Origin of the sequence: Pseudomonas sp. Sample_20 (assembly GCF_004307585.1) — a bacterium.
In the GTDB taxonomy this organism is placed as follows: domain Bacteria; phylum Pseudomonadota; class Gammaproteobacteria; order Pseudomonadales; family Pseudomonadaceae; genus Aquipseudomonas; species Aquipseudomonas atacamensis.
The window spans coordinates 54,717-71,158 of the sequence record NZ_RCOA01000045.1; the positions used below are offsets into that span (position 1 = coordinate 54,717).

The 16,442-nt window shown below is 61.7% G+C and carries 15 protein-coding genes; 3 read left to right on the plus strand and 12 right to left on the minus strand.

The annotated features are described in order from the left end of the window. Nucleotides 1–24: 24 nt before the first annotated feature. The 3 genes from creC to D8U70_RS11745 form a co-directional block, all read right to left on the minus strand. Entirely contained in the window at nt 25–1,443 is a 1,419-nt protein-coding gene (gene creC / locus D8U70_RS11735) for a two-component system sensor histidine kinase CreC (RefSeq protein ID WP_130928934.1), read from the minus strand. Next, complete coding sequence (gene creB / locus D8U70_RS11740; RefSeq protein ID WP_130928935.1) at nt 1,443–2,123, minus strand: two-component system response regulator CreB; 681 nt, start codon at nt 2,121–2,123, stop codon at nt 1,443–1,445. The genes creC and creB overlap by 1 nt, the downstream gene beginning before the upstream one ends. A gap of 69 nt (nt 2,124–2,192) precedes the next feature. Then, entirely contained in the window at nt 2,193–2,699 is a 507-nt protein-coding gene (locus D8U70_RS11745) for an ATP-dependent zinc protease (protein WP_016772839.1), read from the minus strand. A 258-nt stretch (nt 2,700–2,957) separates the two neighbouring features. Here D8U70_RS11745 and D8U70_RS11750 point away from each other — a divergent pair, with 258 nt between their 5' ends. Further along, nucleotides 2,958–3,845 carry an acyltransferase gene (locus D8U70_RS11750; RefSeq protein WP_071173847.1) on the plus strand — a complete coding sequence of 296 codons (888 nt, stop codon included), beginning with the start codon at nt 2,958–2,960 and terminating at the stop codon, nt 3,843–3,845. Between the two features lies 1 nt (nt 3,846). Here D8U70_RS11750 and D8U70_RS11755 read toward each other — a convergent pair whose 3' ends face one another. After that, entirely contained in the window at nt 3,847–4,404 is a 558-nt protein-coding gene (locus D8U70_RS11755) for a DUF2780 domain-containing protein (protein ID WP_041476745.1), read from the minus strand. 282 nt (nt 4,405–4,686) lie between these two features. On the opposite strand from D8U70_RS11755, the gene D8U70_RS11760 reads away from it, so the two are divergent. Then, nucleotides 4,687–4,995: a hypothetical protein gene (locus tag D8U70_RS11760; RefSeq protein WP_110646294.1), complete on the plus strand. Its 309-nt coding sequence runs from the start codon at nt 4,687–4,689 to the stop codon at nt 4,993–4,995. A 62-nt stretch (nt 4,996–5,057) separates the two neighbouring features. On the opposite strand, the gene fdhA is transcribed toward D8U70_RS11760, so the two are convergent. From fdhA to D8U70_RS11805, 8 genes are all read right to left on the minus strand, one after another. After that, nucleotides 5,058–6,257 carry a formaldehyde dehydrogenase, glutathione-independent gene (gene fdhA / locus D8U70_RS11765; RefSeq protein WP_016772834.1) on the minus strand — a complete coding sequence of 400 codons (1,200 nt, stop codon included), beginning with the start codon at nt 6,255–6,257 and terminating at the stop codon, nt 5,058–5,060. A gap of 175 nt (nt 6,258–6,432) precedes the next feature. Beyond that, nucleotides 6,433–7,290 carry a formyltetrahydrofolate deformylase gene (gene purU / locus D8U70_RS11770; RefSeq protein ID WP_016772833.1) on the minus strand — a complete coding sequence of 286 codons (858 nt, stop codon included), beginning with the start codon at nt 7,288–7,290 and terminating at the stop codon, nt 6,433–6,435. A 189-nt stretch (nt 7,291–7,479) separates the two neighbouring features. After that, nucleotides 7,480–8,112, minus strand: coding sequence for a sarcosine oxidase subunit gamma family protein (gene soxG, locus D8U70_RS11780; RefSeq protein ID WP_016772832.1), 633 nt, complete (start codon nt 8,110–8,112; stop codon nt 7,480–7,482). Nucleotides 8,113–8,241: 129 nt separating this feature from the next. Next, nucleotides 8,242–11,259: a sarcosine oxidase subunit alpha gene (locus D8U70_RS11785; RefSeq protein ID WP_073476480.1), complete on the minus strand. Its 3,018-nt coding sequence runs from the start codon at nt 11,257–11,259 to the stop codon at nt 8,242–8,244. Then, on the minus strand, nt 11,256–11,585 hold the full coding sequence (locus D8U70_RS11790) for a sarcosine oxidase subunit delta (RefSeq protein ID WP_016772830.1): 330 nt from the start codon (nt 11,583–11,585) through the stop codon (nt 11,256–11,258). The genes D8U70_RS11785 and D8U70_RS11790 overlap by 4 nt, the downstream gene beginning before the upstream one ends. Before the next feature lie 14 nt (nt 11,586–11,599). Beyond that, entirely contained in the window at nt 11,600–12,850 is a 1,251-nt protein-coding gene (locus tag D8U70_RS11795) for a sarcosine oxidase subunit beta (RefSeq protein ID WP_016772829.1), read from the minus strand. A gap of 21 nt (nt 12,851–12,871) precedes the next feature. Then, nucleotides 12,872–14,125, minus strand: a complete 1,254-nt coding sequence (glyA, locus tag D8U70_RS11800) for a serine hydroxymethyltransferase (protein WP_130928936.1) — start codon at nt 14,123–14,125, stop codon at nt 12,872–12,874. A 287-nt stretch (nt 14,126–14,412) separates the two neighbouring features. After that, nucleotides 14,413–15,123, minus strand: a complete 711-nt coding sequence (locus tag D8U70_RS11805; RefSeq protein ID WP_130928937.1) for a TraX family protein — start codon at nt 15,121–15,123, stop codon at nt 14,413–14,415. Between the two features lie 126 nt (nt 15,124–15,249). Between D8U70_RS11805 and D8U70_RS11810 the strand changes: the two genes are divergently transcribed. Further along, entirely contained in the window at nt 15,250–16,290 is a 1,041-nt protein-coding gene (locus D8U70_RS11810) for a low specificity L-threonine aldolase (RefSeq protein ID WP_016772826.1), read from the plus strand. The last annotated feature ends 152 nt before the right edge of the window (nt 16,291–16,442 follow it).

A 16,442-nucleotide genomic window follows, 5' to 3' on the forward strand; every position in this document is an offset into this window, starting at 1 on the left:
GCTCGCGAAGGCCGCGACTGGGTTTCAAGGCAAGCGCAATACCACTTCAACCCCGCGCTCGACATTGCCAATGCGCATCACCCCGCCATGCAACTTGACCACTTCTTCAACGAAGTTCAGCCCCAGTCCGGTGCTCTTGCGTCCGCTGTCCGGGCGCGGCAGCGAGTAGAAGCGCTCGGTCAGGCGCGGCAAGGCGTAATCGGGAATCGGCGTGGTCTGGTTGAACAGGCGGAACTCGATCTGCTCGCCAACCCGCTCGGCGCTCAAGCGCAACAGCCCCGACGTCGGGGTGAAATCGAGTGCGTTTTCCAGCAGATTACCCAACGCCTGGCGCAGCAGAAACGGCTCGCCAATCAACAGCAGATCCTCGCCGATTGCTTGCTCGACGCGCAGTTGTTTGCCCTCGATCCGCGCGGCCTGCGCCTTGAGCAGTTCTGCGACCAACGCCGCCAGCGGCACTGCCACCTGTTCTTCCAGCCCTTGGCGTTGCTCGACCTGAGCTAGGTTGAGCAGGCGCTCGATCAACTGCTGCATCCGCGCGCTTTCGCTGTCGATGTTGCTGACAAAGCGCAAACGCTGGACGGCCGGCATATCGCTTTGCAGCAACTCCGCCGCGCCCCGAATCGCCGCCAGCGGACTTTTCAATTCATGGGTCAGGGTGTGCACGTAGCGCTCGACGTAGGCCTTGCCTTCGAGCTGCGTGCGCATCTGCTCGACCGCTGTGGCCAGTTGCTCCAGTTCGCCGCCGCGATAGTGCGGCACTTCCACGCGCCGGCCTTCGCTGACCGCCTGGGCATAACCGGTCAAACGGTGCAGCGCGCGGCTCAGCCACCATGAGAGCAAGGCGCCGAAGAGCAGACCGAGGCCGATCAGTCCGGCGCCGTAAAACAGCAAGCGCCGCTCGGTGCGATCAACGTAGGGTTGCAGCGAACTGTTGGGCTTGGCCACGGTGACCACGCCGATGATCTTGCCGTTGTCGCGGATCGGTGCACCGACGTGCATCACTGAAGAGCTCGGATCATCAGGATCACTGCGGCTGGAGCGCGCGCCGTACTCGCCGCGCAGGGTCAGGTAAACATCGTTCCAGCGCGAATAATCCTGGCCGACCGCGACGCCGCTGGAGTCGAGCACGACGATGCCCTTGGCGTCGGTGACGTAGATGCGGTGGTTGACCTGGTTCTTCGGCAAGCCCCAGATGGTCGCTTGCGGCTGCCGCTCGCCATAGGCACGGAGCAGTTGCGGCCAGCGGTTCTCGCTGAGGGTGCCGGCCTTGAAATCGTCGCGCAGGATTTCAGCCATCAGGTTGGCGGTGTCCACCAGCGTCTCTTCGGTGGACTGGCGCACGCCGGGGCGGATTTCCTCCATCACCGTGTTGAGGACGAAATAACCGGTCAGGCCGACAAACAGCACGTACACCAGAAAAATCCGCAGCCCCAGCGACATCAGCTGTGCCCCGGGCTGTAGCTGTAACCGAGGCCGCGATGGGTCTGGATCGGCTCGGCCTCGGCGCGCACCAGGCGCAACTTGGCGCGCAGGCTTTTGATGTGGCTGTCGATGCTGCGCTCGTAGCCGGCGTCGGCCGCTACGCCCAGCGCATCGAGCAATTGCTCGCGGCTGAACACCCGCTCAGGTTGTTCGAGCAGGCATTGCAACAAGCGGAATTCATGGCGGGTCAGGCTCAGCGGCTGGCCGCGATAGCTGATCTGCACGCGTTCAGCATCGATGCGAAACAGCGTTGAGCCTGCTTCCAGGGTTGCACGCGGCGCCATGCGCTTGAGGATGGCTTTGACCCGCGCCGCCACTTCACGCGGGCTGAACGGCTTGACCACGTAATCGTCGGCACCGATCTCCAGACCCACCACGCGGTCGATCTCGGCGTCGCGGGCGCTGAGAAACAGCACCGGCACTTCCGTGAAGCGTCGCAACTGCTTGCAGGTTTCGAAGCCACTGATGTCCGGCAAACCGATATCGAGAATGATCAGGTCGGCCGGGGTTTGTCGCTGATGCTCCAGCGCCGCCGCGCCGAGGTTCAGCCACGTGGTTCTGAACCCCTCGCCCTGCAAGGCAAAAATCAATGTGTCGGCAATCGCCGCTTCGTCTTCGACAATCAGGATGTGCGGCATGGCGTCCGAGCCCGTGGCAGTTAGTGCGCGAACGGTGCCCCAAGCCCGGGGTTACGTCAATCAGACCACTTAGCAGTCAGGCTTGTCGGCGGTGTAGCGCCGCGCCGGATTGACCGCCGCGCCGAACTCGCGCAGGGCCTTGGCGCCGATCAGCAGCGGATAGTTGAAGTGGCTGCGGTCGGTCAGGTTGACCTCGACGGTGCGCTTGACGTTGCCCAGGCACAGCTCCAGATCGACCACCGGGCGCTTGGCGACATCGCTGCTGTCGCGCTCTTCATCGTCCTCGTCGGAACGGCTTTTGATCTTGCTGATCCGCGCGACCTTGTGCTCGAAAACCTTGTTGCTGGCGTCTTTGGTGGCGAGGCGGAAACGCACCCAGTCTTCGCCATCACGTGTGAAGGTCTCGATGTCCTTGGCCGACAGCGAGGCGGTCAGCGCGCCGGTGTCCATCTTGGCCTTGAGCACTTCGCCACCGATTTCCGGCAGCGCGATGTATTCGTAGCGACCGTACAGCGTCGGCTCGGCGGCCATGACCGGCAGCGCGACGAGAGCAAACAGAGCAAGGAGGGATTTCACGTAAGGGGCTTCCTTGGGAGGTTGGGCAACGGCATTTTAGACCGTCGCGCGGTTGATCGTTCCCACGCTCTGCGTGGGAATGCATCCAGTGACGCTCTGCGTCACAGGGGACGCGGAGCGTCCCGGGCGGCGTTACCACGCAGAGCGGGGGAACGATCAGGTTAACGGGACTGAAGTGAAACATTCGTCAGCACCGATTTGGCCTGTCGCGTGAAGCTGCTTATCATGGCTCGCCCCTGCCACTTCATAGAGTTGCTTATGCGCCGCCTGCTCACCGGCTGTTTCGTCACCCTGCTGCTGTTGCTCAACACCCTGATCCTGATCGGGCCGTTGATGGTGTTTGCCCTGCTCAAACTGGTCGCACCCGGGCGCTGGCGGGATTACGCGTCGGGGGCGGTGATGTGGATCGCCGAGACCTGGGCCGAAATCGACAAGCTGATCTTCCAGCTGTGCATCCCGACGCAGTGGGACATTCGCGGCGGCGACGATCTGCGCCGCGACACGTCCTATCTGGTGGTCAGCAACCATCAATCGTGGGTCGACATTCCGGCACTGATCCAGACCCTCAACCGGCGCACGCCGTTCTTCAAATTCTTTCTGAAGAAAGAGCTGATCTGGGTGCCGTTCCTCGGCTTGGCGTGGTGGGCGCTGGATTACCCGTTCATGAAGCGCTACACCAAAGCCTTTCTGGCAAAGAACCCCGAGCTGGCGGGCAAGGATCTGGAAATCACCAAAGCGGCGTGCGAGCTGTTCAAGCGCCAGCCGGTGACGGTGGTGAATTATCTGGAAGGCACGCGCTACACCCTGGCGAAAAGCACCCAGCAGGAATCACCGTTCAACCACTTGCTCAAACCCAAGGCCGGCGGCGTGGCGTTCGTGCTGGCGGCGATGGGTGAACAACTCGATGCGATGCTCGATGTGACGGTGGTGTATCCACAGGAAAAAATCCCGGGCTTCTGGGACCTGATCAGCGGCAACGTGCCGCGAGTGATCATCGACATCAGGACCCGCGAACTCGACCCGGCGCTGTGGCAAGGCGATTACGAGAAAGATCCGGCGTTTCGCCAGCGCGTCCAGAACTGGGTCAACCAGCTCTGGACCGAGAAGGATCAGCGCATCGTCGAGCTGCGCAACGAGCGCCGCTGAGTCAGGTGCCCGTGCCGACACCCCAAATGCTGCCCAGGCTGCTCAACAGCGAACCGCCGACGCCCTGCTGACCGAGGTATTGCAGCAGCACCGGGGCAAACTGGCCGATCATGCCGCTGTCCATGCCCAGCGCGCTGAACGCGTTGTTCAGGTCGTTGCTGTCTTTGACATTGCCCAGCGCATTTTCAAGCCCAGCGGACTTGCCGGACGAACCGAGCAACGCGCCCAGCGCCGCCAGATTGCCGCTGCCACCGGACAACTTGTCGATACCCGGCACTTCCTTGGCCAGTTGCGAATAGTCGGTGCTGCTCAACTGATTCTTCGCCAGCCCGAGCATCGCACTGGTACCGCCAACGGCCTGCTCCGGCGTGACGTCCAGCGCACTCAGAGCACTCAACAAACCAGCGGTCTCCGAGGTCGGCGCCGCAGCAGCCGCCTTGTCGCCACCCTGCATCCCCGCTACCGCACCGGCCACGTCGTTCAAACTGAAACCGGCAAACACCGGCCCGGCGGCCAGAGTCAGGAGCGATGCCAGGGCAAAACCGCGTGAAATCTTCATTCAGACATCCTCTTGGGAAAAAGCTGCCACCGGACAACGGCGACGAAACTGCCGGTTTGACCGGGTATTGGGCGGCATGTTCCTCGCGGCGCATCCCCTTCTCTACGCACTCACCAAAATGAATTGTTCAATCGTTGAATAGCCACTTCACTATTCGACTTCACACTGAAAACCCGACTATTTATTTCGATTGGAACTAACGAACTGTCAGATCTGACAGTTGGCAGTCATAACGATGCAAGTGAATATCTCCACTCCAATTACGTAACGGAGTACGAAAAGATGAAGTTGAAAATTGTCACTGGCACCCTGCTTGGTCTGACCATGATGAGTACTGCCTATGCTGCAACCTGCCCAACGATATCAGTGACTCATGCGCAAGGCGCCGAAGATGTCACCTTCACTTCTGCCCGACTTAAAGATAAAGATACTGCCAATTCAGTTGTCATCTGCCGATACGAAGGTGAGGCAGACCTTGGCGTCTCGGCTGGCTACAGAAACGACACTCCGGTTCAAGCCACCGGTAGCAATTGGAACGGTGATGAGTGTGCAACCAAGGATGGTGACGCCCGCAAATGCGCCTTTAAATAACTGGTCGAACACAGAACGAAAAAGGGCAGCCCGATCGGCTGCCCTTTTTACATGGGTAGAACTTACGCCGCGCTGAACAACTTATGCGGATCAATCACAAACTTCTTCGGCACGCCGGCATCGAACTCGCCGTAACCTTCCGGCGCCTGATCGAGGCTGATCACTTGCACGCCCACCACTTCAGCGATGTTGATGCGGTCCCACATGATCGCCTGCATCAACTGGCGGTTGTACTTCATCACTGGCGTCTGCCCAGTGTGGAAGCTGTGGGATTTGGCCCAGCCCAGGCCGAAGCGGATGCTCAGGCTGCCCATTTTCGCGGCAGCGTCGACGGCGCCCGGATCTTCGGTGACGTACAGGCCCGGGATACCGATCTTGCCGGCAACGCGCACCACGCCCATCAGTGAGTTGAGCACCGTGGCCGGGGCTTCGGCCTTGACGCCGTCGTGGCCGTGGCCGCGTGCTTCGAAACCGACGCAGTCCACCGCGCAATCGACTTCCGGCTCGCCCAGCAGTGCGGCGATCTGTTCGTGCAGCGGGGTGTCTTTGGACAGGTCGACGACCTCAAAACCCTGGGCCTTGGCGTGGGCCAGGCGGATGGTGTTGACGTCGCCGACGATCACCACCGCAGCACCGAGCAAGCGTGCGGAAGCGGCAGCGGCGAGGCCTACCGGACCGGCGCCAGCGATGTACACGGAGCTCCCCGGGCCAACACCTGCAGTAACAGCGCCGTGGTAACCGGTCGGGAGGATGTCGGAGAGGCAGGTCAGGTCGCGGATTTTCTCCATGGCCTTGTCGCGATCCGGCAGTTTCAGCAGGTTGAAGTCGGCGTACGGCACCAGCACGTATTCGGCCTGGCCACCGGTCCAGTCGCCCATGTCGACGTAACCGTATGCGCCGCCGGCACGGGCCGGGTTGACGGTCAGGCAGACGCCGGTGTGTTGCTCCTTGCAGGAACGGCAGCGCCCGCAAGCCACGTTGAACGGAACAGAGACCAGATCGCCGATCTTCAGGTTTTCGACGTCGGAGCCCTTTTCAATCACCTCACCGGTGATCTCGTGACCCAGCACCAGACCGGTCTGCGCCGTGGTCCGGCCGCGCACCATGTGCTGGTCGGAGCCGCAGATGTTGGTGGAGACCACTTTGAGAATGACCCCGTGCTCGATCTTGCGACCACGCGGGTCCTGCATTTTCGGATAGTCGATTTTCTGTACTTCGACCTTGCCAGCGCCGAGATACACCACACCACGATTGCCAGACATGCTTTCACCTCGCTGTTGTTTTTATGGAACTGCGTTGCCCCGGTTGGGCAGCGCGTTGAGTGCTCGGGTATTGCTTGTTGGTCTTGCGTTGTTTGTTTTGGCCCCTTCGCGAGCAGGCTCGCTCCCACATTGGAATGCATACCCCTGTGGGAGCGAGCCTGCTCGCGAAAGCGATCTAGAGAACGACGGTTCTGTTGGCGTTCAGGAACACCCGTCTTTCGATGTGATACCCGACCGCCCGCGCCAAGGTCAGGCCTTCGATATCCCGGCCCTTGGCAATCAGGTCCTCGGGATAATGACTGTGATCCACCGCCTCGACGCCCTGGGCGATGATCGGCCCTTCATCGAGATCGTTGTTGATGTAATGCGCCGTCGCGCCCACCAGTTTCACGCCCTTGTTGTAGGCCTGGTGATACGGCTTGGCGCCCTTGAAGCCCGGCAGCAGGGAGTGATGAATATTGATCGCCTTGCCGTCGAGCTTGCGGCACAGCTCCGGCGATAGCACCTGCATGTAGCGGGCGAGGATCACCAGTTCGGCACCGGCCTCTTCGATCACCTGCCAGACCTGACGCTCCTGCGCCGGTTTGTCGTTGGGGTCGAGAGGGAAATGGTAGTAGGGAATCTGGTGCCAGTCGGCCAACGGCTTGAGATCCGGATGGTTGGACACCACCGCCGCCACGTCCATCGACAACTGGCCGATGCGCTGGCGATAGAGCAAGTCGTTGAGGCAGTGATCGGCCTTGGACACCATGATCACCACTTTCGGCCGGTAGTTCGGCGCGGTCAGCTCGAAGAGCATGCCGAACGCTTCTCCGCGCTCGGCCAAACCTGCGCGGAAAGATTGTTCGTCGAAACCATCAGGCTGACGGAATTCCACGCGAATGAAGAAGCGCCCCGAGAGGCGGTCATCGAACGAGTGGTGCTCGGTGACATAACAGCCCTGCTCGAACAGAAAACGCGTGACCGCGTCCACCGTGCCGAGGACGCTGGGGCAGTCGGCGGTCAGAATCCATGTGTCTGGGGCGCGGCTCATATTTTTTCCTCTGATCGTTCCTACGCTCTGCGTGGGAATGCCGCCATGGACGCTCTGCGTCCGCTCTTGGGACGCGGAGCGTCCCGGGATGCATTCCCACGCGGAGCGTGGGAACGATCATCTATCTGCTCCCTTTCCCCTCTCCCCCTTGGGGGAGAGAGCTGGGGTGAGGGGGTAGCTTTTGATCTTTCAGGCCTGAACGCTGAGGCCGTACTCGGCCGAAGCATCCTGCAACCACAACCACCAGTAATCCGAGAAGCTGCGCCGGATCAGCAGTTCCCAGGTGTCTTCGGCGGTATGACGAATCATCAGCTGCGATTTGGCGAACACCGTGCCCACCGCTTTGCCGACCGGGAAGTTGTTCGGGTGCACGTCATAGCTGGTGGATTTCATCAGCACCTGGCGCACGTTCGGCCCGCTCAGTTCGAGGATCTGCTGGCCGCCGCTGACGTTGACGATGGCAATGTGCAGATCACCCAGCGCTTCGCGCAGTTTCTGCTCGGCGGCGAATTCTTCGCCGCTTGGCACGATCAGCAGCCACTCGTCCGGGCCCATCCATTGCAGGCTGGTTTCGCCTTTGACGATCACGCTCAGCGCGCCGGGCAATTCAATGCCCAACGCTTTGTGCACACCGGCCGCGAAGGCTGCATCGTGGCCATCGCCACGAATGGTCAGGTGGCCGAGGAGTTTTTTCTCACGCACGATCACGCCGGCGTTCTTGCGGCCCTTGCCGACCAGGCTGGCGAGGTCGGCATGGTGCAGCGACGACTCGGCACGGGCGCCGGTGGTCGGGCGTTGCTGGTAAACATTGGCTGTGGTCATAAAGCACCTTCTTGTATTGATCGTTCCCACGCTCTGCGTGGGCATGCCGCCGTGGACGCTCTGTGTCCGCTCTTGGGACGCGGAGCGTCCCGGGATGCATTCCCACGCGGAGCGTGGGAACGATCAGTGTCAGATGTTCTGCCGCTCACCCTTCGGATCGAAGAACACCGAAGACACGATTTCCGCCTCGATCACGCTGCCATCGGCCAGCGGTGCGAACACCCGCTCGCCCATGCGCTTGAGACCGCCCTTGACCACACCCATGGCAAACGAATAACCGAGAGAGTTGTGCGCGTAGCTGGAGGTCACGTGGCCGACCATGGTCATCGGGATCGCCTGCTTGGTGTTGAACACCAGCTGCGCACCTTCCGGCAGCCATTTGGTCGGATCGATCGGCTTGAGGCCCACCAGTTGTTTGCGCTGGTCTTTCACGCAATCTTCGCGGTTCATGCCGCGCTGGCCGATCCACGAGAACGGTTTGGTGCGACCGACACACCAGCCCATGTTCAGGTCATCCGGGGTCATCGAGCCGTCGGTGTCCTGGCCGACGATGATGAAGCCCTTCTCGGCCCGCAGCACGTGCATGGTTTCGGTGCCGTACGGCGTCAGGTTGTACTGCTTGCCGGCCTCGACGATTTTCTCCAGCACGCCCATCGCGTAGTCGGCCTGCACGTTGACTTCGTACGACAGCTCACCGGTGAACGAGATACGGAACACCCGCGCCGGCACATCGCCGACCAGACCTTCTTTCCAGGTCATGAACGGGAACGCTTCGTTGCTCAGATCGATGTCGGTCACGGCGCTGAGCAGCTTGCGGCTGTTCGGCCCGGAGAGGGTCATGGTCGCCCAGTGGTCGGTGACCGACGTGAAGTACACCTTCAGGTCCGGCCATTCGGTCTGGTGGTACAGCTCCAGCCACTGCAGTACGCGCGCGGCGCCGCCGGTGGTGGTGGTCATGACGAAATGGTTGTCGGCCAGACACGCGGTCACACCGTCGTCGAAGACCATGCCGTCTTCCTTGCACATCAGACCGTAGCGAGCCTTGCCCACGTCGAGCTTGGTCCAGGCGTTGGTGTACACGCGGTTGAGGAACTCGCGGGCATCCGGGCCTTGGATGTCGATCTTGCCGAGGGTCGAGGCATCGAGCAGGCCGACGCTGTCGCGCACGGCTTTGCATTCGCGCTTGACCGCCGCGTGCAGGTCTTCACCGTTTTTCGGGAAGTACCAGGGACGCTTCCACTGACCGACGTCTTCAAACTCGGCGCCGTTCTTCACGTGCCAGGCATGCAGCGCGGTGTAGCGCACCGGTTCGAAGATGTGCCCGCAGTGCCGACCGGCCACGGCGCCGAAGGTCACCGGCGTGTAGTTCGGACGGAACATGGTGGTGCCCATCTGCGGGATGGTCACGTTCAGCGAACGGGCGGCAATGGCCAGACCGTTGACGTTGCCGAGCTTGCCCTGATCGGTGCCGAAGCCCAGCGCGGTGTAGCGTTTGACGTGCTCGACCGACTCGAAACCTTCGCGGGTCGCCAGTTCGATGCCACCGGCGGTGACGTCGTTCTGGAAGTCGACGAATTGCTTCGGTGCACGCGCCGAGTTTTTCTCGTGCGGCACCTGGAACAACGCCAGGGTCGGCTCTTCGAGACGGCTCAGGGCTTTCGGCAACACGCCTTCGACGGTCTGGAAACCGGCTTCGGCAGCAGCGCGCACGCCACCTTCAAAACCGTCGGCCAGCGAATCGCCGAGCGCGTAGACGCCATTGATGCCACCGACGCACACGCGTTTCTGCGGTGCTTCGCCCGGTACGAAACCAAGAATGTCTTCACGCCAGACCGGTTTGCCACCGAGGTGCGAAGCCAGGTGAACCACCGGGCTGTAACCGCCGGAGCTGGCCACCAGATCGCAGTCGAGCCATTCGCCCGGACTGGTTACGGCGTGTGCTTTGACGTCAATCGCAGCGACGCGGGCAGCGGTCACTCGCTTGCTGCCACGCACCTCGATGACGGCGCTGCCGGTGAGGATGCGAATGCCTTTGGCGCGCGCTTCTTCGACCAATGCACCGCGCGGATTGCTGCGGGCGTCAGCGATGGCGACGACTTGCAGACTGGCATCGAGCCAATCGAGAGCGACACGATAGGCGTGATCGTTGTTGGTCGAAAGCACCAGTTTTTTGCCCGGCGCTACGCCATAACGACGCACGTAAGTCGACACCGCACCGGCGAGCATGTTGCCCGGCACATCGTTGTTGCCGTAGACCAGCGGACGCTCGTGGGCGCCGGTCGCCAGCACCACGCGCTTGGCGCGGACACGGTGGATGCGCTGACGCACCTGACCGATCGGCGCGCGGTCACCGAGGTGATCGGTGAGGCGTTCGTGAATGGTCAGGAAGTTGTGGTCGTGGTAGCCGTTGACCGTGGCGCGCGGCAACAGCAGCACGTCCGGAGTGTTCTTCAATTCAGCGATGACACTGGCGACCCATTCCATCGCCGGTTTGCCGTCGAGGCTTTCGCGGGAATCAAGCAGGCTGCCGCCGAACTCTTCCTGCTCATCGGCCAGAATCACGCGGGCACCGCTGCGCGCAGCCGCCAGGGCAGCGGCGAGACCGGCCGGGCCGGCACCGACGATCAGCACGTCGCAGTGCTGGTTCATGTAGTCGTAGGTGTCCGGATCGTTCTCGGTCGGCGAACGGCCGAGGCCGGCAGCCTTGCGGATGTACTTCTCGTAAGTCATCCAGAACGATTGCGGGTACATGAAGGTTTTGTAGTAGAAACCCGGCGGCATCAGCTTGCCGCCGACCTTGCCGAGAATCCCCATCATGTCGTTGTTGACGCTCGGCCAGCCATTGGTGCTGGTGGCGACCAGGCCCTGATACAACGCCTGTTGCGTGGCGCGCACGTTGGGAATCTGCGTGGCTTCGGTGGCACCGATCTGCAGCACCGCGTTCGGCTCTTCGGAACCGGCAGCGAAGATGCCGCGAGGGCGCGAATACTTGAAGCTGCGGCCGATGATGTCGACGCCGTTGGCGATCAGTGCGGCGGCCAGCGAGTCGCCTTCGTAGCCTTTGTAGGTCTGGCCGTTGAAGGTGAAGCTCAGCACTTTGTTGCGGTCGATCCGTCCACCGTTGGACAGGCGATTGGTCTGGCTCATACCTTCTCTCCCAGCGCCGTCGTGGCTGTTTTCGCAGTGCCAGCCTTGTCGGTGAATTGCGGCTTCTCGCCGATCTTGTAGCTCTCGAGAATCTCGTAGGTCACGGTATCGCGAGTGACGTTGAAGTACTGGCGGCAACCGGCAACGTGGTCCCACAACTCGTGGTGCAGACCGCGCGGGTTATCGCGAAAGAACATGTAGTCGCCCCACTCTTCATCGGTGCAGGCGTTCGGATCCAGCGGCCGCGGGATGTGCGCCTGACCGGATGCGTGGAATTCCTCTTCAGAGCGCAGTTCGCCGCAGTGAGGACAGAAGATATGCAACATGGGGATTTCTCCTGTTAGTGGGCAACCGCAGCAGCGCCGTGTTCATCGATCAACGCACCGTTGTGGAAACGGTCGATGGAGAAAGGTGCAGCCAATGGGTGCATTTCACCCTTGGCCAGACTCGCGGCAAACACGTTGCCCGAGCCGGGTGTGGCCTTGAAGCCACCGGTGCCCCAACCGCAGTTGAAGAACATGTTCGGTACCGGCGTCTTGGAAATGATCGGACAGGCATCCGGAGTGGTGTCGACGATGCCGCCCCATTGGCGGTTCATGCGTACCCGGGAGAGCACTGGGAACATCTCGACGATGGCCTGAATGGTGTGTTCGATCACCGGGTACGAACCACGCTGGCCGTAGCCGTTGTAGCCGTCGATACCGGCGCCGATCACCAGGTCGCCCTTGTCGGACTGGCTGATGTAACCGTGTACGGCGTTGGACATGATCACGCTGTCGATAATCGGTTTGATCGGCTCGGACACCAGCGCTTGCAGCGGGTGGGATTCGATCGGCAGGCGGAAACCGGCAAGCTTGGCCATGTGCCCGGAGTTACCGGCCGTCACCACGCCGACGCGCTTGGCGCCGATGAAACCCTTGTTGGTTTCAACGCCGATGCACACGCCGTTTTCCTTGCGGAAACCGATCACTTCGGTCTGCTGGATCAGGTCCACGCCCAAGGCATCGGCGGCACGGGCGAAGCCCCACGCCACGGCATCGTGACGGGCGACGCCGCCGCGACGCTGCACGGTGGCGCCCATGATCGGGTAGCGAGTGTTTTTCGAGCAGTCCAGGTACGGAATCTCGTCCGCAACCTGCTTGGCGTCGAGCAATTCGCCGTCGACGCCGTTGAGGCGGTTGGCACTGACCCGACGCTCGGAATCACGGATGTCCTGCAGGGTGTGGCACAGGTTGTAGACGCCACGCTGGGAGAACATCACGTTGTAGTTGAGATCCTGCGACAGGCCTTCCCACAATTTCATCGCGTGTTCGTAGAGGTGCGCCGACTCGTCCCACAGGTAGTTGGAGCGCACGATGGTGGTGTTGCGCGCGGTGTTACCGCCGCCCAGCCAGCCTTTCTCGACCACGGCGACATTGGTGATGCCGTGCTCCTTGGCCAGATAGTAGGCCGTCGCCAGGCCGTGCCCGCCGCCGCCGACGATGACCACGTCGTAGACTTTTTTCGGGGTGGGCGTGCGCCACATGCGCTGCCAGTTTTCGTGGTGGCTGAGCGAGTGTTTGAACAGGCCGAAGCCGGAATAGCGTTGCATAGTCATTACTCCAAAACCGACTCAGCGATAAACCGGGAAGTCTGCGCACAGGGCCGAGACCTGCTGGGCGACATTGGCCTCGACATCGGCGTCGCCAAGGTTGTCGAGGATGTCGCAGATCCAGCCGGCGAGGGTTTCGCACTGGCTGACCTTGAAGCCGCGCGTGGTCACCGCCGGGGTGCCGATGCGCAGGCCCGAGGTCACGAACGGCGACTGCGGGTCGTTCGGCACGGCATTCTTGTTCACCGTGATGTGCGCACGGCCCAGCGCGGCATCGGCGTCCTTGCCGGTCAGGCCCTGACGAATCAGGCTGACCAGGAACAGATGGTTGTCGGTGCCGCCGGAGACCACATCGTAGCCACGCTTGATGAACACGCTGGCCATCGCCTGGGCGTTGTCGATCACTTGTTGCTGATAAGCCTTGAAGCCAGGCTCCAGTGCTTCCTTGAAGCACACCGCTTTACCGGCGATGACGTGCATCAGCGGGCCGCCCTGGGCACCGGGGAACACGGCGGCGTTGAGCTTCTTCTCGATCTCTTCGTTGGACTTGGCCAGGATCAGCCCGCCACGCGGACCGCGCAGGGTCTTGTGCGTGGTGGTGGTGACCACATCGGCGTACGGCAGCGGGTTCGGGTACAGGCCGGCAGCGACCAGACCGGCGACGTGAGCCATGTCGACGAACAGCAGCGCACCGACCTTGTCGGCGATCTGACGGAAGCGCGGGAAGTCCAGAGTCTTCGAGTAAGCCGAGAAACCGGCAACGACCATTTTCGGTTTGCACTCGACGGCCAGACGCTCGACTTCGTCGTAGTCGATCAGCCCGGTGTCGGTGTTGATGCCGTACTGCACGGCGTTGTAGAGCTTGCCCGAGGACGACACTTTCGCGCCGTGGGTCAGGTGACCGCCGTGGGCCAGGCTCATGCCAAGGATAGTGTCGCCCGGCTGGATCAGCGCCAGATACACGGCGCTGTTGGCTGAAGAACCGGAGTGCGGCTGGACGTTGGCGTAATCGGCGCCGAACAGTTGCTTGGCGCGTTCGATGGCCAGCGCTTCGACTTTATCCACATGCTCGCAGCCGCCGTAGTAGCGCTTGCCCGGATAGCCCTCGGCGTATTTGTTGGTCAGGCCGCTGCCTTGCGCCTGCATGACGCGCTTGCTGGTGTAGTTCTCCGACGCGATCAGCTCGATGTGATCTTCCTGACGTTGCTCCTCGGCATTCATCGCCGCCAGCAGTGCATCGTCGTAACCCTGGATCTGGTCTTGCTTGCTGAACATCGCGTCTCTCCCAGCGGCATCTGTGCGCCATTCGTCTCGGTAAGGCACCGGCAATCGCAGCGGTGCCCTTTGATGCGATGGTATGACCGGCACAGACAGCTCAAATGCCTGCGGACGCCACGCAAAGGTGCGTTTACGACATGGCTGGAAATGACCTCTTCGAAACGCCGCAGATCCCCTGTGGGAGCGAGCCTGCTCGCGAAGAGGCCGGCACATCCGACATAGAAGTTGGCTGGCAGACCGCTTTCGTCGGAACGCCGCCCGGAGCCGGCTCGCTCCCACAGGGGTCAGGCGATGATTTGGCGGATGGCAAGCAGCAGGAGGAAATGCGCGGGATACAGCGCATACGCCCAGCGCCGCATCGGTGGAGGCCGGACATGTCGCCCATGTCGCAACAAGAACATTCCCAGCATCGGCGCAAACAGACATGTCGCCAGGCCGAGAATGGCCACGCTGTTGCCGAAGCGCGCCGATTCGAGCAACACCTGCCATTGGTTCGCCGCCAGACACACCAGCCCCGGCAACAGGCTGAAATACCAGGGTCGGCAAAACACCAGCAGCAGCGCCAACGGCAAAAATACGCCGAAGAAACCGAACATCAGTCGTTCTGAAAAAACCGCCGCAACCACCAGCGCGGCCAATGCGAGCAACCGTGGCATTGACGCTGAGTCCTGCCAGCCGCGCGCCACCAGCAAGCCCAGCGCCAGCGTCGGCATCACGTTGAACGTGTCAGGGTCGGGGATGTAAAAGCGATAAGGGATTTCGCTGATTGCACTGAACAGCAACAGCCAGCCCAGATAGCGCCATTCCATTTTGCGCGTACCGTCTCGTGCCAGATTCGCCGCCATCGCCAGGCAAAACCATGGAAACGCCAGGCGACCTGGCACATACAACCAATCGGCGGAGAAGCCGACATATCGCAGGTGATCGAGCAACATGCTCAGCAACGCCAGCCACTTGAGCAGATCCAGGGCGCCGTCGCGTTGGCTCAGGTGCATAATCGGCCCATAAACTGGTAATTTTCCCCACCCGACATCGCATGTGCTCCCCGGAAGATCTTCGGTAAAGTGCGCATCCTCATTGACCACGAGCCTTCACAAGAGTCTCGATTACGGAAGCCGGCCATGACCGACAAGAGCCAACAATTCGCCAGCGACAACTATTCCGGCATTTGCCCTGAAGCCTGGGCTGCCATGGAACAGGCCAACCACGGCCACCAGCGCGCTTACGGCGACGATGAATGGACCGCCCGCGCGGCCGATCATTTCCGCAAACTGTTCGAAACCGACTGCGAAGTGTTCTTCGCCTTCAACGGTACCGCCGCCAACTCGCTGGCCCTGTCGTCGCTGTGCCAGAGTTACCACAGCGTGATCTGCTCGGAAACCGCCCACGTCGAAACCGACGAATGCGGCGCTCCGGAATTCTTCTCCAACGGCTCGAAGCTGCTGATCGCCGGCACTGAAAACGGCAAGATCACCCCGCAATCGATCCGCGAAGTCGCACTCAAGCGTCAGGACATCCACTACCCGAAACCGCGCGTGGTGACCCTGACCCAGGCCACCGAAGTCGGCAGCGTCTACACCCCGGAAGAAGTCCGCGCCATCAGCGCAACCTGCAAAGAGCTGGGCCTGCACCTGCACATGGACGGCGCGCGGTTCTCCAACGCTTGCGCATTCCTCGGCTGCTCGCCCGCCGACCTGACCTGGAAAGCCGGCGTCGACGTGCTGTGCTTCGGCGGCACCAAGAACGGCATGGCGGTGGGTGAAGCGATCCTGTTCTTCAACCACAAACTGGCCGAAGACTTCGATTACCGCTGCAAGCAGGCCGGGCAACTGGCGTCGAAGATGCGCTTTTTGTCGGCACCGTGGGTCGGCATTCTGGAAAACGACGCCTGGCTCAAATACGCCCGCCACGCCAACCACTGCGCGCAACTGCTGGCAGAACTGGTCAGCGACATCCCCGGCGTCGAACTGATGTTCCCGGTGCAGGCCAACGGCGTGTTCCTGCAACTGTCCGAGCCGGCCATCGCTGCGTTGACTGCAAAGAACTGGCGCTTCTACACCTTCATCGGCAAGGGCGGCGCACGTTTCATGTGCTCCTGGGACACCGAAGAAGAGCGCGTGCGCGAACTGGCGCGCGATATTCGCGAGGTCATGTCGGCCTGATCCCGCCCATGATCATTCCCACGCTCCGCGTGGGAATGTCTCCCGAGACGCTCCGCGTTTCAGCTTCACCATTATCGACAAGGTCAAGACCGCTATGACGCAGAGCGTGGGAACGATCTTTATCTCCACATCTGCCCACCATGATCGTTCCC